The 23388-nt window shown below is 63.1% G+C and carries 21 protein-coding genes, 1 pseudogene and 1 riboswitch; of the genes and pseudogenes, 11 read left to right on the top strand and 11 right to left on the bottom strand.

The features are described 5' to 3' along the window. Window positions 1–103 precede the first annotated feature (103 nt). The 3 genes and pseudogenes from CDV46_RS02540 to CDV46_RS02530 form a co-directional block, all read left to right on the top strand. Window positions 104–811 (top strand): response regulator, encoded by a 708-nt coding sequence (locus CDV46_RS02540; RefSeq protein WP_087721717.1) that lies wholly within the window; start codon window positions 104–106, stop codon window positions 809–811. A 38-nt stretch (window positions 812–849) separates the two neighbouring features. Continuing rightward, entirely contained in the window at window positions 850–2262 is a 1413-nt protein-coding gene (locus CDV46_RS02535) for a sensor histidine kinase (protein ID WP_087721716.1), read from the top strand. A 130-nt stretch (window positions 2263–2392) separates the two neighbouring features. Next, window positions 2393–3550, top strand: a pseudogene (locus CDV46_RS02530) (cysteine desulfurase family protein); the annotation flags it as partial. A gap of 92 nt (window positions 3551–3642) precedes the next feature. On the opposite strand, the gene gcvA reads toward CDV46_RS02530, so the two are convergent. Next, the gene (gene gcvA / locus CDV46_RS02525) at window positions 3643–4557 is read right to left on the bottom strand and encodes a transcriptional regulator GcvA (RefSeq protein ID WP_087721714.1); all 915 of its coding nucleotides are present in this window, start codon (window positions 4555–4557) and stop codon (window positions 3643–3645) included. Window positions 4558–4729: 172 nt separating this feature from the next. On the opposite strand from gcvA, the gene CDV46_RS02520 reads away from it, so the two are divergent. Together CDV46_RS02520 and CDV46_RS02515 are read left to right on the top strand one after the other, a co-directional pair. Further along, the gene (locus CDV46_RS02520; protein WP_087721713.1) at window positions 4730–5506 is read left to right on the top strand and encodes an SDR family NAD(P)-dependent oxidoreductase; all 777 of its coding nucleotides are present in this window, start codon (window positions 4730–4732) and stop codon (window positions 5504–5506) included. Between the two features lie 186 nt (window positions 5507–5692). Continuing rightward, entirely contained in the window at window positions 5693–7162 is a 1470-nt protein-coding gene (locus CDV46_RS02515; protein ID WP_087690172.1) for a catalase, read from the top strand. 102 nt (window positions 7163–7264) lie between these two features. Here the strand turns inward: CDV46_RS02515 and CDV46_RS02510 are convergent, their stop codons facing one another. Both CDV46_RS02510 and CDV46_RS02505 read right to left on the bottom strand, forming a co-directional pair. Next, window positions 7265–7813, bottom strand: coding sequence for a hypothetical protein (locus CDV46_RS02510; protein ID WP_087721712.1), 549 nt, complete (start codon window positions 7811–7813; stop codon window positions 7265–7267). A 14-nt stretch (window positions 7814–7827) separates the two neighbouring features. Then, entirely contained in the window at window positions 7828–8385 is a 558-nt protein-coding gene (locus CDV46_RS02505; protein ID WP_087690168.1) for a restriction endonuclease, read from the bottom strand. Window positions 8386–8551: 166 nt separating this feature from the next. Further along, a riboswitch (Fluoride riboswitch) is annotated at window positions 8552–8630 on the top strand. 148 nt (window positions 8631–8778) lie between these two features. Between CDV46_RS02505 and CDV46_RS02500 the strand changes: the two genes are divergently transcribed. Then, window positions 8779–10116, top strand: coding sequence for a voltage-gated chloride channel family protein (locus tag CDV46_RS02500; RefSeq protein WP_087721711.1), 1338 nt, complete (start codon window positions 8779–8781; stop codon window positions 10114–10116). On the opposite strand, the gene CDV46_RS02495 is transcribed toward CDV46_RS02500, so the two are convergent. Further along, window positions 10102–11109, bottom strand: coding sequence for a DUF72 domain-containing protein (locus CDV46_RS02495; RefSeq protein ID WP_087721710.1), 1008 nt, complete (start codon window positions 11107–11109; stop codon window positions 10102–10104). The two genes, CDV46_RS02500 and CDV46_RS02495, sit on opposite strands and share 15 nt — an antisense overlap. 123 nt (window positions 11110–11232) lie before the next feature. Between CDV46_RS02495 and CDV46_RS02490 the strand changes: the two genes are divergently transcribed. The 5 genes from CDV46_RS02490 (at window position 11233) to CDV46_RS27700 (ending at window position 15475) form a co-directional block, all read left to right on the top strand. Next, window positions 11233–13353, top strand: coding sequence for an ATP-dependent helicase (locus CDV46_RS02490; RefSeq protein ID WP_087721709.1), 2121 nt, complete (start codon window positions 11233–11235; stop codon window positions 13351–13353). Further along, complete coding sequence (locus tag CDV46_RS02485) at window positions 13340–13816, top strand: GNAT family N-acetyltransferase (RefSeq protein ID WP_087721708.1); 477 nt, start codon at window positions 13340–13342, stop codon at window positions 13814–13816. Before CDV46_RS02490 ends, CDV46_RS02485 begins: the two co-directional genes overlap by 14 nt. A gap of 156 nt (window positions 13817–13972) precedes the next feature. Beyond that, complete coding sequence (locus tag CDV46_RS02480) at window positions 13973–14764, top strand: bestrophin-like domain (protein ID WP_170936052.1); 792 nt, start codon at window positions 13973–13975, stop codon at window positions 14762–14764. A gap of 32 nt (window positions 14765–14796) precedes the next feature. After that, entirely contained in the window at window positions 14797–15078 is a 282-nt protein-coding gene (locus CDV46_RS02475) for a DUF1653 domain-containing protein (protein WP_087721707.1), read from the top strand. A 226-nt stretch (window positions 15079–15304) separates the two neighbouring features. Then, window positions 15305–15475, top strand: a complete 171-nt coding sequence (locus tag CDV46_RS27700; RefSeq protein ID WP_322788735.1) for a DUF6726 family protein — start codon at window positions 15305–15307, stop codon at window positions 15473–15475. 289 nt (window positions 15476–15764) lie between these two features. Here the strand turns inward: CDV46_RS27700 and CDV46_RS02465 are convergent, their stop codons facing one another. From CDV46_RS02465 to CDV46_RS02435, 7 genes are all read right to left on the bottom strand, one after another. After that, complete coding sequence (locus CDV46_RS02465; RefSeq protein ID WP_087721705.1) at window positions 15765–16937, bottom strand: alpha/beta fold hydrolase; 1173 nt, start codon at window positions 16935–16937, stop codon at window positions 15765–15767. 55 nt (window positions 16938–16992) lie between these two features. Further along, a complete protein-coding gene (locus CDV46_RS02460) occupies window positions 16993–18393 on the bottom strand; it encodes an HdeD family acid-resistance protein (protein WP_087690150.1) in 1401 nt (466 codons plus the stop codon). Between the two features lie 242 nt (window positions 18394–18635). Further along, entirely contained in the window at window positions 18636–19970 is a 1335-nt protein-coding gene (gene argG, locus CDV46_RS02455) for an argininosuccinate synthase (protein ID WP_058376947.1), read from the bottom strand. Between the two features lie 102 nt (window positions 19971–20072). Beyond that, window positions 20073–20969 carry a LysR family transcriptional regulator gene (locus tag CDV46_RS02450; RefSeq protein WP_087721704.1) on the bottom strand — a complete coding sequence of 299 codons (897 nt, stop codon included), beginning with the start codon at window positions 20967–20969 and terminating at the stop codon, window positions 20073–20075. A 176-nt stretch (window positions 20970–21145) separates the two neighbouring features. Beyond that, entirely contained in the window at window positions 21146–21994 is an 849-nt protein-coding gene (locus tag CDV46_RS02445; protein WP_087721703.1) for a DMT family transporter, read from the bottom strand. A 191-nt stretch (window positions 21995–22185) separates the two neighbouring features. Next, a complete protein-coding gene (locus CDV46_RS02440) occupies window positions 22186–22401 on the bottom strand; it encodes a hypothetical protein (protein WP_140413275.1) in 216 nt (71 codons plus the stop codon). 74 nt (window positions 22402–22475) lie between these two features. Continuing rightward, window positions 22476–23360 (bottom strand): pyridoxamine 5'-phosphate oxidase family protein, encoded by an 885-nt coding sequence (locus tag CDV46_RS02435; RefSeq protein WP_371328798.1) that lies wholly within the window; start codon window positions 23358–23360, stop codon window positions 22476–22478. Window positions 23361–23388 lie beyond the last annotated feature (28 nt).

Below are 23388 nucleotides of genomic sequence, written 5' to 3'. Positions count from 1 at the left end.
TGGTAATTTGCCGGAACTTTCAATTCGCTTTCGATTTCGTGTCGAATCCGGCCCATGAGCGGTTTTTCGGGTCATGGATTTCCCTAGGGTCTGGTCCCTTTTCATGCGCATCCTGCTTGTCGAAGACAATCCGAGTCTGGCCAAATCCCTTGCCGAAGCCCTCACGCAGGCGCATTTCGCCGTCGATTGCATGCACGACGGCGAAGCTGCCGATCACGTGCTGCGCACGCAGGAGTATTCGCTCGTCATTCTCGATCTGGGGCTGCCGCGCCTCGACGGCCTTGAGCTGCTGCGCCGGCTGCGTCAGCGGCGCAACATGGTGCCGGTGCTGATTCTCACCGCCCACGGCTCGCTCGAAGACCGCGTGAAGGGGCTCAATCTCGGGGCCGACGATTATCTGTCGAAGCCGTTCGAACTCGATGAACTGGAGGCCCGTGCGCGCGCATTGATTCGCCGGTCGCAGCGCCATGAGAGTGCCGACGTGACCTGTGGGCCGCTCGTATTCGATGGGGTGGAGCGCAGTTTTCGTCTCGACGGCGAGTTGCTGGCGCTGACCAAGCGCGAGCGCGCTGTGCTCGAAGTGCTGATTCTGCGTGGTGGCCGGGCAATCAATAAAGAAGCGCTGTCGGAGAAGCTTTTCGGGATCGACGAGTCGGTGAATCCGGACGCCATCGAAATCTACGTCTACCGGCTGCGCAAGAAGCTCGAAGGCAGCGGTGTCGCCATCGTCACGCTGCGCGGACTCGGTTATCTGCTGGAAGCCAAACCCGGCGCTGCATCTGCCGTCTCGACGACACCTACGGCGTCGTAATCGCACGTCCCCTCGCGCCCCTTGAGTCCCTCTGCCTGATGCCGCAACCGAATCTTCGCCGCCAACTGGCGCTCTGGCTGCTGTTCCCGCTGCTTGGACTGCTCGCGCTGGATACTTGGCTCACGTATCAGCGCGCGATGAGTGCTGCCAATTCCGCGTTCGACCGGTCGCTCGAATTCTCGATCAAGTCGATTCGCGAGGGCACGCAGTTGATCGACGGCGAGGTGCAGGTCAACTTGCCGTACCTCGCGCTGGAGATGTTCGAGTCGGATCGGGGCGGCAAGATCTATTACGTGATTCGCGAGGACGGCGAGCGGGCGGTGACCGGGTATCACGATCTGCCGTTGCCGCCCTCGGTGGTCACGCCGGAGCCCTATCACTCGGTGTTTTACGACGCGACCTATCGCGGCGAGGCGTTGCGCATGGGGGCATTGCGTCTGCCCGTGCACGATGTGCCGAATGCCAAGACGCGCGTCGTCTGGATCGTGGTGGGCGAGACCACCGAGTCGCGTCACGAACTCGCTCGCCAGATTCTGACGGGGGCGTTGCAGCAGGAAGTGCTGCTGGTGGTGCTGGCGCTCGCCATCGTGTGGCTTGGGGTGACGCGCGGTTTGCGTCCGCTCAATCGGCTGTCTGCGAAGGTGGCCGCGCGCAGCGAAGACGACACGACGCCACTCGATAACGTGGATTTGCCGACCGAGGTCGAGCCGCTGGTCGAGTCGATCAATCAGTATGTGGGGCGCGTCGGGCGCATGCAGGCGTCGCGGCAACGCTTCTTTGCCGACGCGGCGCACCAGTTGAAGACACCGCTGGCGATCATTCAGGCCGAGTCGGAACTGACGTTGCGCGAGACGTTGAGTGCGAGCGCACGGGAGCGCGTCGAACGGCTCAATCTGGCGGTGAAGCAGGCGGCGAAGAGTGTCCGGCAGTTGCTGTCGCTGTCGCGGTTGGAGGCCGACGTCGGTACCCCGGCCGCGAAGGTGCCGCTTCGCCTCGATGAGGTGGCGCGCAGCACGACGCTGGACTGGTCGCCGGTGGCACGCGCGCGCGGCATCGATCTCGGGTTCGAGCACGACGGCGCGGTCGACCTGCTGGGGCAACGCGAATTGCTCGCCGAGATGTGCGGCAACCTGATCGACAACGCGATTCGTTACGCAGGCGATGGCGCGGTCATTACCGTGCGCGTCGGTGTCGAGCACGGGGCGCCGGTGTTGCAAGTGGTCGATAACGGACCGGGGATTCCTGCGCACGAGCACGACGCCGTGTTTCAGCGGTTCTATCGCAGCGAAACCACCGGACAGGCCGTGGACGGCTCCGGGCTCGGACTGGCCATCGTGAGGGAGATTGCCCGTATGCATCGCGCCGAAGTCACGCTGGCCGATGCCCCGGGCGGGGGACTGGCCGTCACCGTGCGATTTTCGGGATCGGAAGCGCCATCTGGGGTGGTGTAGTAATAATTTCCTGAATTTATGTATTTTGGGGAACAAATTGGCTCAATCGTCGAAATCGACGAGTGATTTTGCAAGCCTTTTCTCGTTTTCGACGCGTACGATCGATGCACATTTTTGCAGGAGCCCGATCATGCGCGAAAAAGAACAACTTCACTACTTCGACTACGCTGCCACCACCCCCGCTGATGCCGCCGTGATTGCGGCGATGGCCGATTGCCTTGGCGTCGACGGTGTGTTCGGCAATCCGGCGTCGAGCTCGCATGCTGCGGGCACGACCGCCCGCCGACTCGTGGAGCGCTCGCGCGCGCAGGTGGCGGCGCTCATCGGTGCCGACACGGCCGAGATCGTCTGGACGTCGGGCGCGACCGAATCGAACAATCTGGCGCTCAAGGGCTATGCCGAACTCGCGCAGGCGCGCCCACATCTGATCACGAGCGTGATGGAACACAAGGCCATTCTCGACACGATGGCCTATCTGGAAAAGCGCGGTTCCCCTGTGACCTACGTGACGCCCTCGGCCACTGGTGAAATTACGGCGGAGGCGGTGGCTGCCGCGTTGCGGCCGGACACCGGGCTGGTGTCGCTCATGCTCGTCAATAACGAACTCGGTACGCTGACCGATGTGGCTGCCATCTCGAAGGTGGTGCACGACGCCGGCGCGCTGCTGCATGTCGATGCGGCGCAAGCGCTGGGCAAGACGCCGATCGACGTGAAGGCCATGGGCATCGACATGCTGTCGATGTCGGCGCACAAGGTGTATGGGCCGAAGGGAATCGGTGCGCTGTACGTCAACAAGGACGTGATGGCGCGTATCGCGCCGCAGATGCATGGCGGCGGTCATGAACGCGGCTTGCGCTCGGGCACACTGGCGACGCATCAGATCGTCGGCATGGGCACGGCGTGCGAGTTGGCCATGCGCGGCATGACGGTGGATAACGAGCGCATCGGCAAGCTCAGCCGCCGCTTGCTCGATGGGGTTCTCGCGCTGGGCAACGTGACGCATAACGCTGCGAGTGCGCGTCGGATTGCGCATACGTTGAGCCTGACGGTGAATCATCCGGGGTTCTTCACTTTTATGCTGAACACCAATCTGGCGATCTCGTCGACGTCGGCCTGCAATTCGGCCTCGGGCCAACCGTCTCACGTGTTGAGCGCCATTGGTGTGGACAGCGAGGCCGCAGGCCGCACGGTGCGCGTGAGCCTTGGGCGCTTCACCGACGAAGCCTCGGTCGACTTTGCGATCGCCTGTTTCGAGCGTGCGCTTTGTCAGTGCCGCGCGCTGGCCGCGTGATGCGGATGAGGTGAATCGCAGCGCTGCTGCGAAGCGTGAACAAAAGAGGGCGCCGTTCGAAGGAACGGCGCTTTTTTATTGGGGGCGCGTCATTGATCGCTGGCGGCTTGCTTCAACCAGTCGCGAAACGCTGCCAGCCGTGGCAGCGTCGCACACTCGGCGCGATAGACGATGTAGTACGCGAGCGTCGACGCGCAATCCACCTCGGGGAAGAGCCGCACGAGTCGCTGCGCGGCGAGATCGTCACGCACGAGCACGCTGCGGGCAAGGGCGATGCCGTGGCCATCGATGGCCGCCTGCAACACGGCCGCCGAGTTGTTGACCTTCAGGCCAGCGCGTGTAGTGACATCGGATACGCCAGCGTGTGCCAGCCAAGACGGCCATGTGACGAAGCCCGCCGCAGTGTCCACCGACAAGTCGTGAATCAGCGTCATGCCCCGCAGATCTTCCGGATGCTGCAATGACGGATGCTCGCGCAGCAGTGAGGGGGCGCAGACAGGAAAGACCTGTTCATCCATCAATTTCTCGGCCTTCAGCCCCGGCCAGTGCCCCTGACCGTAACGCACGCCGATATCGATGCCTTGTGCGACGAAGTCCGCCAGTTTGAGGCTGGTGTCGAGCCGCACGTCGGTGTCCGGCCATGCGCTCTGGAAGTCGTCGATGCGCGGCAGCAGCCATTTCGCGGCGAACGCGGGACTGACCGTCACCGTCAACACGCCGACGGCAGACCCTTCTCGTAGTTTGGCAAACCCCAAGTTGAGACGATCGAAACCGTCGCGAATGTCGGGCAGTGCCCGCTGCGCGGCCTGCGTCGGCACGAGACGCGCCCGCCCGGTGCTGCTGCGCTCGAAGAGCGGTACGCCCAGCCACGCTTCGAGACTGCGCACCATCTGGCCGACGGCTGCGGGTGTCACGTTCAACTCGGCAGCGGCGGCAGAGAAGCTCTGATGCCGCGCGCTGGCTTCGAACGCCCGTAGCGCATTGAGGAACACCGGTGCTTTCATGGTGGAAAGATTTTCTTTCAATGCGACGCAGAATAACTGATTTGTGAAGACCCCGTCCGACGCCAACAATGTGGATATCGAACGACGACGGTGGTGTGCGGTAACGGTGCATGCCATAGCGACGTCCGGCGTTATCTATCGAGTCATAGACAAGTCTTCAGGAGTCAGCAAAATGAAAAGTTTTTCTTCCAAGGTTGCCATCATCACGGGTGGCGGATCCGGCATCGGCAAGGAAGTGGCGACGCGTCTGGTCGCTGAGGGCGCCCGCGTGGTGATCGGTGGCCGTGACGCGGCCAAGCTCGCGGCGGCGGCCGCACAAATCGACCCGACGGGCGTCAATGTGCGTTATCTGGCGGGCGACATCGCTCAACCGGCGACGGCGTCGGCGCTGGTCGAGCTGGCGACGTCGGCCTTCGGGGGTGTCGACATTCTGGTGAACAACGCGGGCGTGTTCCGTCCCAAGGCGTTTTTGGAACTGGACGAGGCGGAGTACGACGGCTTTGTCGACATCATCCTCAAGGGCAAGTTTTTCATGGCGCAGGCGGCTGCCAAGGCAATGATGCAACGCGGCGGCGGTGCCATTGTGCAGACCGGCTCGCTGTGGGCGTTGCAGGCCATCGGGGCCACGCCCTCATCGGCGTACTCGGCCGCGAACGCCGGCGTGCATGCTCTCACGCGCAATCTCGCCATCGAACTCGCGCCGCTCAACATTCGCATCAATACGGTGGCCCCGGCCGTGGTCGAGACGCCGGTCTACAACACGTTCATGAGCGACGACGAAGTCAAAGCCACACTGCCCGCGTTCAACGCGTTCCACCCGCTTGGCCGCAACGGTCAGCCGCGTGATGTGGCCGAGGCGATTCTGTTTCTCGCATCGGACGCCGCATCGTGGATCACCGGCACGGTGCTGCCGGTCGACGGCGGGGTGATGGCCGGGCGTCAGGCTTGATATCGCACTCGCGATTTTCAAGCGGCGGTGAGAGGGGAGCGTTGGCGAATTGATCTGTCGCAAGTTGACGAATATTCAACGCGCGACGCCTTGATGGGTCAAAGTCACCGTCCTGTATTATGCTTTGAACCACTTGCAAATCTATTCTCTCCCTCTCCCCACCCACCTTGATGTCTGGAGGTATGTATGAGCAAAGAGAAAGAACGTCACGACACCGGATCCACGACCGGTGCGGGCGCCCCGGCGGCGAGCGATCGCAATACGCTGTCGGTCGGGCCGGACGGTCCGCTGTTGCTCCATGACGTTCACTTCATCGAACAGATGGCGCATTTCAACCGTGAGAAGGTGCCTGAGCGCCAGCCTCACGCCAAAGGTGCCGGTGCCTTCGGTGTCTTCGAAACCTCTGAGGATGTGAGTCGCTACACGAAGGCGTCGTTGTTCAAGAAAGGCGCGAAAACCGAGATGCTCGCGCGCTTTTCCACCGTCGCGGGCGAATCCGGCAGCCCCGATACGTGGCGCGACGTGCGCGGATTCTCCCTCAAGTTCTATACCGACGAAGGCAACTACGATCTCGTCGGTAACAACACCCCGATCTTCTTTGTCCGCGATCCGATGAAGTTTCCGCACTTCATCCGGAGCCAGAAGCGTTTGCCCGATTCGGGGCTGCGCGATAACCACATGCAATGGGACTTCTGGACCAACAATCCGGAGTCGGCGCATCAGGTCACCTATCTGATGGGCGATCGTGGCCTGCCGCGTACGTGGCGACACATGAACGGTTATGGTTCGCATACCTACATGTGGGTCAACGCCAGCGGCGAGAAATTCTGGGTGAAGTATCACTTCCATACGGAACAAGGTATGGAATTCTTCAGCAACGCCGAAGCGGCGACGATGTCCGGTCAGGACGCCGATTTCCACCGCCGCGATCTGTTCGACGCGATTGCCCGCGGTGAAAACCCGAGCTGGATCATGTCGGTGCAGGTCATGCCGTATGCCGACGCCAAGCAGTACCGCTTCAACCCGTTCGATCTCACGAAGACGTGGTCGCACAAGGACTATCCGCTGATCAAGGTGGGCAAGATGACGCTCAACCGCAATCCGGAGAATTTCTTCGCGCAGATCGAACAAGCGGCCTTCTCGCCAGGAAATACGGTGCCGGGCATCGGCTTGTCGCCGGACAAGATGCTGCTGGGCCGTGCGTTCGCTTACAACGATGCGCAGCGCAATCGCATCGGTACGAACTTCCACCAACTGCCGGTCAACCGCCCGAAGGTGCCCGTGCAGTCGTACATGTTCGACGGGCATATGGCGTTCGAACATAGCGGCAATGCGCCGACGTACGTGCCGAACAGCGGTGGACGTCCGTACGCCGATCAGACCGGCGCTGCGGAAGACGGCTGGGAGTCGGACGGCGACATGGTGCGTAACGCGTACACGCTGCACAAGGAAGACGACGATTTCTCGCAGCCGGGAAATCTGGTGCGCAACGTGTTTGACGACGCCGCACGGGCACGTCTCGTCGAGACGGTGTCGGGCGCGTTGCTCGCAGGCGTGCGAAGCCCGGTGCTGGAGCGTGCGTTCGACTACTGGAAGCAGATCGACGCCGACGTGGGTGCGCGTATCGAGAAAGCGGTGAAGAGCGCGAAGAAGTAATTGACGTATTAAGCGCGAAGGTAATCGCCCCGGCGACTCTGGGGCGATAGCGGAGTGCGGCGTGAATGCGGCGGGTGGCGATGCTTGGCATCGTCCCCGCCGTTATAGTTCCGCATACTCCCAGGCAGCGTATTTGGCATCGAGCGTGGTGATGCCATCAAGAATGTCCTGCGCCGTAGGTGTGGTGCGGAGCAAATCAATGGTGGATGGACTCATGCGCTCGATGATTTCGTCCACCGTCGTGCCAGCCTCACGAATCGCCCGTTGGGGGTCGTAATAGCCCAACAAGCGCAGTACGTCGGTCACTTTCTCGCCAAAGACGGCATCCATCATTTCCGCCGTCTCGAAGAGCATCACTTCAAGCGTTGGCGCTGCCATACGGACTTCATAACGACTTGGCGATCCCGCCAAAGACAGCATGGATTCGGCGCTTCCCTGTTGATCCAGGACCCACGTGTCATCCACGGTGTAGGCGTTCTGTATCAGTAGCGTGGGTGCTTTCTCGTGGAATACGGCCCCTTGTGCGATCGGTACTGTTCGCCACACACCTGTGCTGACGAAGAATCGCGAGGAATCCGTGATTTCGTTTGGGAGCCACGCCTTCAGCAGTTTGAAGCCGCTCTCCGATGGACAGACGATACAGCGTTTCATGTGAGATCCGTTCTTTACTTGGGTTGATCGTAGTGCTTGCCGTATTCGAGACATTCCTCATATTTCGTGCGCATCAGGCGCGCGAAATCCTGTCGCTGAATGCATGCCTCGATTTCCTGTCCTGTCCAGCACAGGATGGTCTGCGGTTTGGTGAAATTGACCATCGTGACCGCCGCATCCGTGTAGTCGCCACTCGTGAAGATGCAGCCGATCAAATCGGACGGTCGCCGTGCCAATTGACTGCGTAGTTTCGCAATCGGCGTGAAATCTATCCGCTGCTTTCTGCGCGTCCTGATATCCGAAAGATCCTTGCATTCGATCATTGCGTTGATGCCGGACACGTAAACCAGTCCATCGATCTGTTCCGCGTTTTTTGCACCTAGCACGGTCACCCGATACGGCCACCGAACCTCCGCGCCGCTCAACTCGAAGCCTTTGAGCACCAAATATTCCAGCGCCTTGCCCGGGTCCCAGCCCGGGGTGGTGCACGTCATCACGCAATGCCATAGCTGCGTGATGTCGGTCCAGTCGTAGCGGCTCACCCGATCGGTGTATTGCGTGTCTGTGGTCATGGCAGCCTCCGTCGATCCGTTGCCGATTCTAGAGGCGGTTGTGCAGGCAAAACGGCAATGGGGCGATATATCGGAAAGTCCTGATGGGCTATGGCATTCCGGCCCACGAAACGGGGCAAAAGTGTCACGCATTGTGAGTGCCCTCGCTTCCTGATAGCATGGCGACAGCTTCAACGGAGATGGCATACCTCCGGCGTTCGTTTCGCAAACCGCCCCGCCACGGGGCTGATGATGCCTGCAAGATCCTGGCGTGCCGGGAGGTTGCGGGCTATGCGTGCGGACGTTCTTCGCGTCTCATTCCTCCGTGTTTCTTCCCAGCTTCCCCCCGGTAATGTTCAGGCGATTCGTCGATGGCATCGGCCCGTCCGATGCGTTGCCCTGTGTGCGCACACCATGAAGATGTTTGACCATTCCCCTTTGCGCGAGCTGGCCGATGTGCTGCCGCGTGCCGCACGTGCGAGTGCGTTGGCTGCGCTCGTCGGCGTGATGGCCGGTAGCGCCAGCGCGCTGCTGCTCGTCGCACTCGAGTTCGTTACCGACACACGACTCCTGCATCCGTGGCTGCTCTGGCTGCTGCCCGTCGCGGGCTTTGCCGTGGGCTGGCTGTACCTGCGGCTCGGCGCAAGCGTAGAGGCTGGTAATAACCTGCTGATCGACGAGATTCACGACCCTCGCCGTGTCGTACCCTTGCGTATGGCGCCGCTGGTGCTGGCCGGTACCGTCATCACTCATCTGTTCGGCGGCTCGGCGGGCCGTGAAGGCACTGCCGTGCAGATGGGCGGTGCGTTGGCCGATCAACTCACGCACGTCTTCCGGCTCTCCGGGGAACAACGTCGCGTGTTGTTGATGTCGGGGATCGCGGCGGGCTTTGCTTCCGTGTTCGGCACGCCGCTTGCCGGAGCCGTATTCGGGCTGGAAGTGCTCGCGATTGGCCGCTTGCGCTACGACGCCTTGCTGCCGAGCCTCGTCGCCGCGCTCGTCGGTGACGCAGTGACGCGCGCGTGGGGCGTGCATCACACGGCATATGCGATCGCGCCGCAACTGTTCGGGGCGTCGATGTCGGTGGCGGGGGCCATGAGTGCGGCCGTCGCGGGCGTGGCCTGTGGTCTCGTCGGGATGGGCTTCGCGCAGGCGACGCACGCCATGTCGGCGTTCATGAAGCGCCGTATCGCCTACGCACCGCTGCGTCCGGTCGTGGGTGGGGTGTTGGTCGCCGTCGCGGCGACGGCACTCGGCACGCCGCAGTATCTCGGCCTCGGCATTCCGACCATCGTCGACGCCTTCCATACGACGCTGCCGTGGTACGACTTTCTCGGCAAATCGCTATTTACCGTGGTGACGCTGGGCTCGGGCTTCAAAGGTGGGGAAGTCACGCCGCTGTTCTACATCGGTGCGACGCTGGGCAATGCGCTGTCTCACGTGCTCACGCTGCCCGCTGCCGTGCTCGCGGGCGTCGGTTTCGTGGCCGTGTTTGCCGGGGCGGCGAATACGCCGATCGCGTCGACGCTGATGGCCATCGAGATCTTCGGCCCGCAAATCGGCGGGTATGCCGCCATCGCCTGCGTGCTGGCGTATCTCTGCTCGGGACATACCGGCATCTACAAATCGCAGCGTCTCGGACACGGCAAGCATGGAGTCGTGCCCGAAGGGGCGCGTCTGGCCGATCTGCCCGCATGGCGTGAGGCGCAGCGCTCGCGCTCGCAGATCAACGACGATTCATCGCCAAGGTGACACGTCGTCCGGATCGAGAGCATCCCATTCGTCCTCGGCATCGGTAGTGCCCAGCGTGATATCGCCTCGTGCCAGCCCCGCAATCGTGCGTTGGAATGCCGCGGCATTGCGCATGCCCTGATCTTCGTGATTGGTGTTGAAGAGCACGTGGGTGTCGTCGGCCTTCGCGGCAATACGCGCCACGCGTGCCGAAATGTCGATCAATTCGCTCGCGCTGTATTCATGGACGAATCGGCCCGATGACGCGGTGATGCCGCGCCGGTTCCACGCCGCCGCATTGCGGCCATGCAGACGCACGACACAAAGGTCGTCGCGTGTGGTCGCCCAGACGGCGGGCACGGTGTTTTCGAATTCGGTGGGGCTGTCGACGATGGTGTGTGCGGCGCCCGTCTCACGCAGCATCGCCAGCGTGGCGGCTTCGCGGGAGGGCGTGTCGAACCAGCTGCGATGCCGAAACTCGATCGCGTGGCGCTCGCCATCGAGCCGTCTGGCGGTGTCGAACACGAGCGCGCGCCCGGCGCGGTCGTTCTTCACGCGCGGCGAGAACTGGAAATGGATCGCCGTCAGTTGCCCGCTCTGGCGCAGCGGCTCGATGGCTTCCAGATACCGTCGCCAAAGCTCGTCACGTAGCTCGGCCGGGAGATTGGCTGAGGCGTCGATAGCGGCATCGGCGGAACCCAACGCCCGGTCGTGAGAAGAACCCAGCGCAGCCGCAATATCCGCAGGCAGGGCACTGACGGGCGTCGTGTGTCCGGTGAACGCGCGGAAGGCCTTGATGTGAAAGCGAAACGATGGCGGCGTGCGCTGCGTCCAGCGCCACGCCATGCCCGCGTCAGGCAGGTGGTAGTAGCTGCTGTCGACTTCCACCAGATCGAAACGCGACGCGTAGTGGCGCAGCCGCGCTTCGGGCGTGTTGACGCCCGGCGGGTAAAAGCGCCCGCAGGCAATGAGTGTCCGGTCGGTCCAGGACGATGTGCCGACACGCAATGTCATGACTCGAAACCCTGTGACTCGATGAGCGTCGATGCGATCGTTATAATGTATAAATATACAGTAGTCGGTGCGCTCGCTGCCCGGCTCACCGACTCGCCGATCCTCCAGCCTCCCTTGTCTTGCATGTCAGATAAGCCGATTCCAGCGCCGAATCCTGCACCGACTCCAGCGCCGACGCCCGCCGCCCGCGACCCGTGGGCCGAACTCAACGACCGCCAGCGCGAAGCCGTCGACTACGGCGTGGGCGACGACGGCACGCCCGGCGGGCCGCTCCTGGTCATCGCAGGGGCAGGCTCCGGCAAGACCAGCACGCTCGCCCATCGCGTGGCCAACCTGATCGCGCGGGGTGCCGACCCTAATCGCCTCCTGTTGCTGACGTTCTCCCGGCGCGCTGCGGGAGAGATGGAGCGCCGCGCCGGTGCCGTGCTGCAAAAGGTGCTCGGGCTGGCCTCGTCGCAACCGCCGTCGCTGCCATGGGCCGGCACGTTCCACGCCGTCGGCGCACGGTTGTTGCGCGACTTCGCGACGCGCATCGGGCTTTCGGAAGCGTTCACTATTCATGACCGCAGCGACGCTGAGGACCTGCTCGGCCTGTCGCGGCACGAACTGGGCTTCTCGGCCACGCAGTCCCGCTTTCCGCTGAAGGGCACCTGCCTGTCGATTTACTCGCGGGCGGTGAATAGTCAGGCGCCGCTCGCCGAGGTGCTGGCGAAACACTTCCCGTGGTGCGCGCAGTGGGAAGCGCAGTTGAAGACGTTGTTCGGCGCTTACGTCGATGCCAAGCAGTCGCAGCACGTGCTCGACTACGACGACCTGCTGCTGTACTGGGCCGAGATGATGACCGCGCCTGAACTGGCGCGCGAGCTTGGGGCGCGCTTCGATCATGTGCTGGTCGACGAGTATCAGGACACTAACCGTCTTCAGGCGCAGATTCTGCTCGCGATGAAGCCGGACGGACGGGGCCTGACGGTCGTCGGTGACGATGCCCAGTCGATCTATGCGTTTCGTGCCGCCACCATTCGCAACATCCTCGACTTCCCGGGCCAGTTTGCCGAGCCAGCGCATGTGATTACGCTGGAGCGCAACTACCGTTCGACTCAGCCCATTCTCGATGCCTCGAATGCCGTGATTGCCGAATCGACCGAGCGCTACGCCAAAGCGCTCTGGACCGATCGTCAGTCAACGCAGTTGCCACAGTTGGTGAACGTGAGCGATGAATCCGGTCAGGCGCGCTGGGTTGCCGATCAGGTGCTGGAACAGCGCGAGACCGGCACGAAGCTGAAGCAACAGGCCGTGCTTTTTCGCACGGGCAGTCACAGTGCCGCGCTCGAACTCGAACTCACGCGGCGCAACATTCCGTTCGTGAAGTTCGGTGGCTTGAAGTTTCTCGAAGCGGCCCACGTCAAGGACATGCTCTCGATTTTGCGTTGGGCGCATAACCCCGCGAGCCGTCTGTCGGGCTTTCGCGTGGCGCAGCTCATCCCCGGTATCGGGCCCGTGAGCGCCACGCGCCTGCTCGATGCGATGGCACAGTCCGCGACCCCCGCGCAGGTGCTTGCCGATTTCAAACCGCCATCGGCGGCTGTGCATGATTGGCGCGGCTTTGCAGAAGTGTTCAGAACGTTGAATGACACGCGCCTTGCGTGGCCCGCCGATGTCGATCTCGCCTTGCGCTGGTACGCGCCGCTGCTCACCCAGCGGTTCGATGATGCGGCCGTGCGTCAGGCCGATCTCGAGCAGCTCGCCCGCATTGCCGGGACCTACGGCTCGCGCGAACAGTTTTTGACCGAACTGACGCTCGATCCGCCCGATGCCACGAGCGCCCAATCCGGCCCGCCGCTGCTCGATGAGGACTATCTGATTCTCTCGACGATTCACAGCGCAAAGGGGCAGGAGTGGAACTCGGTCTACGTGCTTAACGTGGTCGACGGTTGTATCCCGTCCGACATGAGTACTGGTGACGACGAGGACATCGAGGAAGAACGCCGATTGCTGTACGTGGCCATGACGCGCGCGAAGGCGTCGCTGCAACTGGTTGTGCCGCAACGGTTCTACGTGCATCAACAAACCGGTCTGGGCGACCGTCACGTGTACGGCACGCGTAGCCGCTTCGTATCGGACAAGATGCTGCCGCTGTTCGAGATGCTGCCCAAGCCGCGAGAAGGTGAGGGGCCTGCCGGTCCGGTGGGCGATGTGACGGTGCATATCGACGTAGCACGGAGGCTTCGCAATGCCTGGTCCTGAAGTGACGCTGCGTACTGCGAGTGCGGCGGATATCGATGCGGTGACCGCGCTGCTGATGCAAACCTATCTCGCCACTTGGGCGCCAGAACTGCGCCCGGAAGCCGCTGCGGCGCATGGTTCTGGCGAACGCACTCGCGCTTATGTCGAGGCACATTGGCCGGAATTCACGGTCGCTACCGTTGACGGGGCGGTGGCCGGGATGGTGCACGTGGCAGGCGATTTCATCGACGCCTTGCACGTCTCGCCGGCGCGGCAACGATCGGGTCTCGGGGCAACGCTGCTCTCCCATGCCGAAGCGCAGATGCGCGCGAACGGGCAGACACTGGCGCGGCTGGAAACCGATACGTTCAACACACAGAGCCGCGCGTTTTACGGCAAGCACGGTTATGCCGAGGTCGCGACATATCCCGACGAGGAATGGGATAGCGGATTCACCACGGTGCTGCTGACGAAAGCGCTCTGAGCGCTGCCACCTTCTTTTTCCTTTCCGCCGACATGCGCGGAAATTTTCGCAAGGTTGCCGTCCTTCGCGCATCAGGTATAGTCGCCGCATCGGCGGCGGGTACCCTGATGCGGGATGCCTGTTCGCCCCAATAACGTGGTCAGGGGAGAGGGACGGATGCAATGGTTGGTTGACCAAATGACGCTGATGCCGACGGGCTTGCTGCTCGTGTCGTTGGCGATCGTGACAGCCCTCACGGCAGTCGCCGTGGCGTGGCTTGCGCGCGTCTGGTTGTTCGACCGGTTGGCCGACCCTTCCGAAGTGCGTGGCACCGTGGCCGATGTGGTGCACGGCAGCCTGCTCGCCTTCATCGTATTTGTGCTGGCACATGTGCTGACCGACGTGCGCGCCAATCTCGGCCATGCCGACGATCAGGCGCTGCACGAAGCGTCGGTGGTGCGCCGTCTGGACCGCGAATTGAAGGCCGTTGGCGACACCGATGCGCAAGCTGCGCGGGTGTTGCTGCGCAACTATGTGACGTCCGCCGTCAACGACGAGTGGAAGACGTTGAGTACTGCCGACCCGGATCTTTCGCCACGTACGGAAGACGCGTTGAGCGCGTTCGTCGGCGCGACTCGCCGGGTGCTGAAGGAGCACGACGAGAGCGCCAGTTCGATCCGCATTCTGCTCGACCGTCTGGAAGAAGCGCGGCAGGGCCGCTTCGAGAACGCCACGAAGACGGTGCCCTCGGTGTTCTGGTGGGTGATTACGTTGTTTCTGGTCGCGGCCATGGCCATGAACGGCCGCTATCCGGGCTCGTGGAAGAGCAATTTCATCATTGCGTTGCACATGGGCGCGATCGGAATGGTGGTCGCACTGATCATCAATCTGGACGAGCCGTTTCGGGGCGTGTCCGGGATCTCGCCGGCACCGCTGGCGAAATCGGTCGGCATCGTTATTCCCAAGTGATAGCCGTTTGTAGTTTGCAGGAGTTGAACACGATGTTTCCCACTTCACCGGCACCTTCCGCCGAATCCACGCCTGAGATCGAGGCATTCCGCCCGGGCGTCTACCGCCACTACAAAGGCAACTACTATCTCGCGCTCGGTATTGCCCGCGCAGACGAGACCGATGAGCCGGTGGTGGTCTACACCCGTCTTTATCCGCGCGAAGGCCTGCCGATGAGCACTCGCTTGTTGCGCATCTGGAACGAGCCGGTGACGATCGATGACGCTCCGGTAGCACGCTTCACGTATGTCGGACACACGTCGCCTGCCGGGTAACCGGCGATTCTCACGCGCTCTACGCTTCTTCGCGCTATCCGGCCCCCCGAGCCATTTTTCTGGATGCTTCACGCCCATGAATACCGTAGCTTCGATGTACCGCTCGCCTGCCCAAACGGGTCAGTCAGTGCCTAATCATCCGCGCAATTCGCTGAATCCGTCCCTGCCTTGCGCAGTTCCGTCTGCGGACGACGCCCGTGCGAAGTCGACCCCCGCACCGCGCAATCTGCGTCGCTGGTGGGCCTTGTTCGCTGTACTGCCGTTTGTGACGTCGGTGGCGGGATGCGGGCTCGTGGCCGCCCCGTGCCGTGTGGCCTCGGCGGGCCTGAAGATCGTACCGGGCGTTGGGGGCGTGCTGGCGGCGCCGACCGATGCGTGTGCCGCAGTCATCGACTAAGCGCACCGTCCGGTGACTGGACGGTTGAGGCCTGATACTTGCGCGGTTTCGGGCGCAGAAAAAAAGAAAGCCCGCGAGTGGCGGGCTTAATCCATATCAGGAGGAGACATGGAGGAGACGAGTTCAGTATAGGACAACGTGTTGCGACGCACCATATGTAGTTTTGCGTAAGTGTCCGCATGTTGCGTCCGTGCAACGAGAAATAATTTCAAATAAATCAAATACTTATTTCTCTTGTTGCCAACTCGCCCCGTTCCTGTCTTTCCGAAATTCCGAATCTCCCCTCTATTTATTGTGCGCGTGCACGCTTCTCAGGGGCCATCTGCTTGAGGATGAACGGCACCGAGTCTCTCAGCGACGGATTGACTGCCGCGTCGTGATCGAGCCCTTCGTAGACACGCACCACTGTGGTCGTGCCGGCCGCTGCGACGTCGCGAGCGAAAGCCTGCTGCATCATGACCGGCACGTCGATGTCGTCCGAACCCATGCCGATGAACACCGGATGCTTGATACGCAGCGTCGGGTAACGCAATGAAGGCGTCTGGTTGTGCATGAGCTTCTGAATCGCCGGTTGCATGCTGTTGCCCCCGTTCAGCCCGGCGGCCGTGGAGCGGTCGGTCAATTCACCGATGCACAGCGAGCGCGCCATATCCAGCACCGGTAGCGCCTGCGGCGAGAAGTAGCGCGAGGCTTGCAGCGACGGGTCTCGATCGGCAGCCGAGAGGAAGATATACATCGCGTAGGGAATCTTCGGGTCGGGTGCCCCGGGGTCCGGCTGGCCGGCGAAGATGGCGGCCGCCGAGGTTTGTGCGTTGAAGTAGGGCGTGCCGGTCAGCACAGTGGCGACCACTTTCACGTCGGGCGCGTACAGCGGCTGATACCCGGCGGCGGCAAACGCGGCATGAGCCCCTTGCGACTGTCCGACGATCACCACCCGGTTCTGCAACGGGAACACGCTGCGCGCGGCCAGCAGGCTGTCGAGCACGCTGTACGCTTCGGCGCGCGCATTCAGATAGTGATGCAACCCTTGCGAGCCGAGACCGGCGTAATCGGGCGCCACCACCGCAAAGCCGAGCGACAGCCACGTGCCGAGATACTGGGTGTCGCGCTGCGTGCGCACGTTGAGCGACGGCGCACAGGGACTCGCCACGCCGACCGTGCCGTGTGCCCAGAGGACGACGGGCCAGCCGCCGGCAGGCGTCGGGCCCTTCGGCAGAAACACGGCACCGGTGTCCTCGCGGGCTTCGATGCCGCCGACCCCGTCGATGGAGCTATAGCGAATGCGGAACTGTTCCCCCGCTTCGGGCAGTCCGTGGTCGGCTTCGAGCGGTAATCGCTCGACGATGGCGCCGTGCGGGATGACGGTGGGGGCGGCCTCGGGCGTGACCGCATGCGCGGCACGTCCGATGACCAGGCTGGCGAACAGGGCGGCGCTCGCGTAACGCCACAGGCGGTTGAACATGTTGAGCTGTCCTCGTGAGTTGACTGCTGCGAATGGCAACCCCCGCACGGCGACGTCAGCCGTGCGAGGCCTGATTGCTCTGGGTTTGTGCTGCGGCCTGCTCGGCGGCTTCACGCCATGCGCGACGCGACCGGCGCATGCGGCGTAAGGCGAGCGATGACATCGTAATCCAGCCGAACGGACGCGGATCAACCAGCATGCTCACCGCACGCGCGTAATCGAGTACGAGCCCCGGCGTCCATGCCATCGTCTTGGCACGCTTGCGCAATTGTGCGGCGACCCACAATTCGGGCGTCAGCCACAGACGAACGAACGTCCACCAACCCGCATCGTCACCGTTGGTCAGTCGTCCGACGCGACCTTCGATGGCGGCTTCGAGGGCCTTTGCCACGCTGCTCGAACAGTTGCGATGGGTGAGGTTGTACGTGGGGTTCTGCCGGTACATCTCCCAGAAGGCGCTCAACTGCTGGGGGCTGTAGTTCCGGATACGCACCTTGACCGTCGACGCACACCACGCTTTCGACTCGGTCACGTAATCGGGCTGGAACACGCCGGGTACGTCGTTCTCCCGAGTCGCGCGCAACAACTGGCCGAATTGATCCGGCGAACGGTCGATTTCCTGTGCGGGATACAGGCTCAGATACACGCCCTCGTGGCTTTCGAGCGCGGCATGACCGGTCGAAATCACACCGTTCTTGTCGACAGCGGCGATATAGCGATCGATCAGCGGTTGTCGCCGTGCAGGAGCCTTGGATGACCCGGAAGGCGTCCAGACGTGCACCGTCAGTGCCGGCTCGCCTTCGGAGGGCGGACCTTCCCAACGCGGCGCGCGCGGCCGGTCGCGCCACAACTTGCGCTTGTCTTCGGGGCTGCCGAGAATCTGCTCGACGCGGAAGCTGCTGCGCATGCGGCGTGCGCGCATCGCCAGCACCAGCACGTTCCAGCCGGTGAACACGAGACCCAGGCCGATGGCATATGGCAGCGTGCCCTTGTAGTGCGTGGGGTACGGCTGATAGAAAAACACTGCGACGGCAATTTCGAAAATGCCGCCGGCCATTGCCCATGCCCATCGCGGGTAACGAACGACGTAGGCGGCAACGCACTGGAGCAGGCCGTCCGCGAGGAACAGCGTACCGAACAGCATCGACAACCAGAAGTTGCCGTGCTGCTGATGGAAGAAGAGCACCAGCAGCGCCGTGAGCGTAAAGGTGCCGCCCTTCAGGCTGCGCACGATGCGCTGTCCGCCGACGCCGATCCCGACGATGGCCAGCGTCGCCAGCCCTTCGGCAAGCAGCAGCCAGGCAAACACCTTGATCGGGAAATGCACCACGCCGTCGAGCGCATCGACGATGAGTGCGAGCCCGAAGGCAAAGAACAGTGCGCCGATCCAGATCAGCGCACGGGCTCGCCGGCGCAAATAATCGACGCCGAGCAACAACAGGATCAGACGTACCAACGCAGGGTCTCCATCGCATGCGTCGCAACGCCATCGGTGCCGGGCGTCACGGGCATCCCGTTCACGGGGGATGTGGGAAAAAGCTTGTTTTGTGGTGCTATGTTAGCGCGTGTACCGTGACAGGCCAAAAACAAAGGCGGCGCGCTCCGTGAGGAACGCGCCGCCTTTGTTGCAGCAAGACAGCGCCGGCACCCTGAGCGCCCCTTACAACTTTGAGGGGCAGGGCTGCCGGACGGCCCGTCTTAGTCCTTTTTGCCTTCGAGTTGCGGCAGGGCGTCTTCGCTCGTCGAGGTGAGCAGACCGGCCTTGGCGTACGTCATCAGCTTCTCGCGCGTGTCGACGATGTCGAGCGTGCGCATGGTCAGCTGGCCGATACGGTCGAGCGGCGTGAAGCTCGACTCGCCCTTTTCCATCGTCAGGCGCTCCGGCTTGTACGTCAGGTTCGACGACACGGTGTTGAGCAGCGAGTAATCGTTGCCGCGACGCAGCTCGATGGTCACTTCGCCGGTCACGGCGCGCGCCACCCAGCGTTGTGCCGATTCGCGCAGCATGATGGCCTGCGGATCGAACCAACGGCCCTGGTACAGCAGACGGCCCAGACGGCGGCCGTTTTCGCGGTACTGCTCGATGGTGTCTTCGTTGTGGATGCCGGTCACCAGACGCTCGTAAGCGATGAACAGCAGCGCGAGGCCCGGGGCTTCGTAGATGCCACGGCTCTTCGCTTCGATGATGCGGTTCTCGATCTGATCGCTCATGCCCAGACCGTGACGGCCGCCGATGCGGTTGGCTTCTTCGAACAGTTCGACGGCGTTGGCAAACGTCTTGCCGTTCAGGGCCACCGGCTGGCCTTCTTCGAAGCGCACGGTGACTTCTTCTGCCTTGATCGCGCAGTCATCGCGCCAGAACGGCACGCCCATGATCGGCTGCACGATCTTGATGCCCGAATTCAGGTGTTCCAGATCCTTGGCTTCGTGCGTGGCGCCGAGCATGTTCGAGTCGGTCGAATATGCCTTCTCGACCGACATCTTGTAGTCGAAGCCGTTGGCGATCAGGAACTCCGACATTTCCTTGCGGCCGCCGAGTTCGTCGATGAACTGCTGATCGAGCCACGGCTTGTAGATTTGCAGGCCCGGGTTGGTCAAGAGACCGTAGCGATAGAAGCGCTCGATGTCATTGCCCTTGAACGTGCTGCCATCACCCCAGATATTGACGCCATCTTCCTTCATGGCGGCCACGAGCATCGTGCCCGTGACGGCGCGGCCGATCGGCGTGGTGTTGAAGTACGTCACGCCGGCCGTCGAGATATGGAACGCGCCCGATTGCAGGGCGGCGATACCTTCGGACACGAGTTGGGCGCGGCAGTCGACCAGACGGGCCTGTTCGGCACCGTAAGCCATCGCGCGGCGCGGGATTTCGTCGTAATCGGGTTCGTCCGGCTGACCGAGATTGGCCGTGTAAGCGTAGGGAATCGCGCCTTTCTTGCGCATCCAAAGCAGCGCTGCGCTGGTGTCGAGACCGCCCGAGAAGGCGATGCCGACCGATTGTCCCGTGGGAATGTGTTGCAGAATCGTGGTCATCGGCGTGGAAAAGCTGGGTTTTTAACCTGTCAAGTATCCCTGTCAGGGCTATGGATGGTCAAGTCTGATGGCCGATTCCCATGCATCGGGACGCGCTTCGCGTTACCACTGCACCCCCGCCACGCTGCATGCCGAGGCCAAAAACTCGGAAAACGCGCGAATCACGAGCGATGCCTGACGATGCTGCGGGTAGACGACGTGAATGGCGGTCGGCGGCGGGGCGAAGTCATCGAGCACGGTGACCAGACGCCCGCCCAGCAAGGCCGGCGCGACGATGAACACCGGCAGCCACGTCAGACCGAGGTCCGCCACGGCGGCATCGCGCGCCAATTCGCCGTTATTGACCCGCAGTCGGCCTGACACGGAAATCTCTACCGGACTCCCGTCGCGGGCATACGTCCAGCTCACGCGCTGGCTATGGCCATAGGGCAGCAGGGCATGCTCGCGCAAGTCTTCGGGGGTGAGCGGCGTGCCGTGGGTGGCCAGATAGCGGGGGCTGGCGCACGTGACCATGCGCATTGGCGCCACCGCGCGCGCAATCAGCGACGAATCGGCCAGTGCGCCGATGCGCACCGCCACGTCGTAGCCTTCGCCGATGATATCGACCGTGCGGTCGTTCAACTCCAACTCGATGGTGACGTCGGGGTAGGTCGCCAGAAACGACGGGATGACCGAGCCGAGAAACATCGTGCCGAACGACATCGGTGCCGAGACGCGCAAATTGCCGCGCGGGCGCTCCCCCTGACTGCTGACGGCAAGATTGGCGGCTTCCACATCGTCGAGAATCCGCCGCGCCCGGGCGTAATAGATCTGGCCGAGGTCGGTCACGGCCAGCCGCCGCGTCGTGCGCAGCAGCAACCGGACGCCGAGGCTCTGTTCCAGTGCCGAGATGCGCCGGCTTACGAACTGCTTCGACAGTCCGAGTCTGGCTGCCGCCCCGGTAAAGCTCATCGCTTCCACCGCGCTCACGAAGATGCGCATGTCGTCGAGCAGATCCATCCGTCAAATTCCAGTCTTAAGAAGGGTTAGGTGACAACGCCCAGCGAAGCTGAGTCATTGTCACCTTGGAGCCGACAATCTTAACCGAGTCGTATGGCCCGTCCTTTGACTGGCGTTGGCCACCCGTTTCGGTTCGGCCACTGGCGACAGCGCCACCGCAACCCGGGCCAAAGCCGCTACCGCAGCGCCAGCCGCAGCCCGAGCAGAATCGCTGCGGTGCCGCCGACGGCGAGCAGGGTCGGTTGATGCCCGAAGATGCCCCAGTCGAGAAGCGCGGTGACCACGGGGACGAGATAGAACAGGCTGGTCACGGTGACGAGGTTGCCTGCCGCGATCATCCGGTAGAGCAACAACGTCGCGCCGACCGAGATCACCACGCTCATATAAAGCAGCGGCAACCAGAAGCCGGCCGAGTTATCGACGTGCCACGGCTGTGTCGGCGCGACCAGTACGGCGAGTGCCAACCCGACGGCGTACTGAAGCGGCAGCACGTCGAGTGGCGTCTGCCGGGAGCCTTTCTGCGCAATCGTGCCGAGCGTCATACAGGCGAGTGCGGTGAGCGCCCATATCGACCCGGCAGCGGACAGGCGCGCCGACATCAGACTCTGCGCGACGACGAGCGCCAGACCGCCTAGCGCCAACGCCAGCCCCACGAGGCGTTGGGCGCTGTGCGATCGCTCCAGCGCCACGAGCGTGAGAATCGGCTGCACGCCGAGAACCGTGGCGAGCGCGCCGGGCGTGATGCCGTTCGCGAGGGCCAGCAGATACGCCGCCTGATAGCCGCCGATGAGCAGCACCCCGGTACCTGCAACACGCCAGCGCGTGCCGCGTGCCGGCCACCACCGGCGCCGTGTGATCGCGAGCAACGTGAGCGCTGCCAGCGCCACGCCGAGACGTATCACCAGAAACGCGAATGCCGACGCGTGCGTCAGCCCCCATTTGGCAGCAAGTGCGCCGCCGCTCCACAACAGGACGAACAACATCGTTGTGCCATGCCGGCGCAACCAGAGACCATCGACTTGCATTGTGCTTTCCCCTGCGCAGGTAGTCCGGCCTGTGGCGTATGGCCATGACATGCGTGCCGAGGCGCACGTTGAAGTGCGCACGAGGCAACGCTGTCGTCATGGCGAGACGACGCAACAGGCGGAACAGAATTCGGAATCGAATCAGGACGTAGCGCTGCGGATGTCAAACATCCGAGCGACGTCCGGTGGCGTCAGACCACGGTGACGTCGGTCACCACGGCCATGACACTGGCGACAGCCGCGACGACGACAGCGTCGGGCGGTGCCACGCCGGCAGGCGGGGGAGGGGCGACTGCTGCAAAGCGTCCTCGCAGGCGCGAGCCGGCACCGCGCAACGGCGGCGATACGGCAAGGCGGATGGACGCGTGACCCGTCATGGAGAAAATAAGGTGATGAAAAATTGGCACGTCACTCGACGGGCGTTCACGTACTTTACACGGCACGTTCGCTGGCGGCAAGCCGGTCGGCGTGCGGCCTGCACTCATGCCGTTTGCCAATCACCCGTGCGTTCGACACTCGGCGAGGTCTCGCCATCGCGCCATGCCACGGGTAGCGCGCCGCGCACGCGACGCACCTCGCGCACATGCACGCGCACCAGTCGCAAGGCGCCGACAAATCCGCTCTGTGTTTCGTCATGCCAAAGAATTTCGGCATCGCCAGCCACGTGCAGAAAATCGCCCGTGGCGAAGTCGACGAAGAGCAGGCCGACGCGCGGGTTCACGAGCAAGTTGCCCAGCGTGTTGAAAAAAGCGTTGCCACGGAAATCGGGCCACGTCAGCGTCTGCGCATCGTCGACGCGCACAAACCCCGGCTTGCCGCCGCGATGTGATACGTCGGCGCCCGCGCTGCGAGAGGTTGCGCTTTCACCGGCGTAGTACGACGCAACGAAGAAGGTTTCTGCGCTGGCGATTTGCCACTGCGCGTCGTCGTCGAGCTCGGTCTGTGGCGCCTCGGCTTCGGGTGGCGCAACATGCGCATCCGGCGTGATCTCGCGCTTGCGGATGTATTGCGGACAATTGCCGAAGCTTTGCGCCACACGCACGGCGAAGCCCTGTGCATCACTCTCGATGACTGGCCCATTGATGCGATTGCGACGCCGCGTCGACGGCTCGATTCCGAGCACCCCCACGGGGGCGCCGAGCGTCATCGTGCCGTAGAGCGGATCGGTCGGCGGTGGCAGCGTATCCACGCGCAGCACCGTCGGGTCCGGCGAGTGGACGAACCCCGGCGTACCGCTGAGCAGCGTGGCCCACGGTTGCCCGGCGTGATCCAGCCCGCCGACCGCCAAAAACGGCAATTGCGGAAAGAACTGTCGATGCTGCTCGGGCATCGCCGTGCGGATCACTTTGGGACCGACTTCCGCCATCGCCTCACGCGAGCCTGCAAGCGTCTGC

It is taken from the genome of Pandoraea sp. PE-S2T-3 (genome assembly GCF_002179965.1).
Classification (GTDB): domain Bacteria; phylum Pseudomonadota; class Gammaproteobacteria; order Burkholderiales; family Burkholderiaceae; genus Pandoraea.
The sequence above is the reverse complement of the archived record's forward strand: the minus strand, read 5'-3'. Positions and strand labels throughout refer to the sequence as shown.

Coding starts and splice junctions, on each gene's coding strand:
- CDV46_RS02540 (WP_087721717.1), top strand. CDS start 104: ATGCGCATCCTGCTTGTCGAAGACAATCCGAGTCTGGCCAAATCCCTT.
- CDV46_RS02535 (WP_087721716.1), top strand. CDS start 850: ATGCCGCAACCGAATCTTCGCCGCCAACTGGCGCTCTGGCTGCTGTTC.
- gcvA (WP_087721714.1), bottom strand. CDS start 4,557: ATGAAAGCACCGGTGTTCCTCAATGCGCTACGGGCGTTCGAAGCCAGC.
- CDV46_RS02520 (WP_087721713.1), top strand. CDS start 4,730: ATGAAAAGTTTTTCTTCCAAGGTTGCCATCATCACGGGTGGCGGATCC.
- CDV46_RS02515 (WP_087690172.1), top strand. CDS start 5,693: ATGAGCAAAGAGAAAGAACGTCACGACACCGGATCCACGACCGGTGCG.
- CDV46_RS02510 (WP_087721712.1), bottom strand. CDS start 7,813: ATGAAACGCTGTATCGTCTGTCCATCGGAGAGCGGCTTCAAACTGCTG.
- CDV46_RS02505 (WP_087690168.1), bottom strand. CDS start 8,385: ATGACCACAGACACGCAATACACCGATCGGGTGAGCCGCTACGACTGG.
- CDV46_RS02500 (WP_087721711.1), top strand. CDS start 8,779: ATGAAGATGTTTGACCATTCCCCTTTGCGCGAGCTGGCCGATGTGCTG.
- CDV46_RS02495 (WP_087721710.1), bottom strand. CDS start 11,109: ATGACATTGCGTGTCGGCACATCGTCCTGGACCGACCGGACACTCATT.
- CDV46_RS02490 (WP_087721709.1), top strand. CDS start 11,233: ATGTCAGATAAGCCGATTCCAGCGCCGAATCCTGCACCGACTCCAGCG.
- CDV46_RS02485 (WP_087721708.1), top strand. CDS start 13,340: ATGCCTGGTCCTGAAGTGACGCTGCGTACTGCGAGTGCGGCGGATATC.
- CDV46_RS02480 (WP_170936052.1), top strand. CDS start 13,973: ATGCAATGGTTGGTTGACCAAATGACGCTGATGCCGACGGGCTTGCTG.
- CDV46_RS02475 (WP_087721707.1), top strand. CDS start 14,797: ATGTTTCCCACTTCACCGGCACCTTCCGCCGAATCCACGCCTGAGATC.
- CDV46_RS02465 (WP_087721705.1), bottom strand. CDS start 16,937: ATGTTCAACCGCCTGTGGCGTTACGCGAGCGCCGCCCTGTTCGCCAGC.
- argG (WP_058376947.1), bottom strand. CDS start 19,970: ATGACCACGATTCTGCAACACATTCCCACGGGACAATCGGTCGGCATC.
- CDV46_RS02450 (WP_087721704.1), bottom strand. CDS start 20,969: ATGGATCTGCTCGACGACATGCGCATCTTCGTGAGCGCGGTGGAAGCG.
- CDV46_RS02445 (WP_087721703.1), bottom strand. CDS start 21,994: ATGCAAGTCGATGGTCTCTGGTTGCGCCGGCATGGCACAACGATGTTG.
- CDV46_RS02435 (WP_371328798.1), bottom strand. CDS start 23,360: ATGGCGGAAGTCGGTCCCAAAGTGATCCGCACGGCGATGCCCGAGCAG.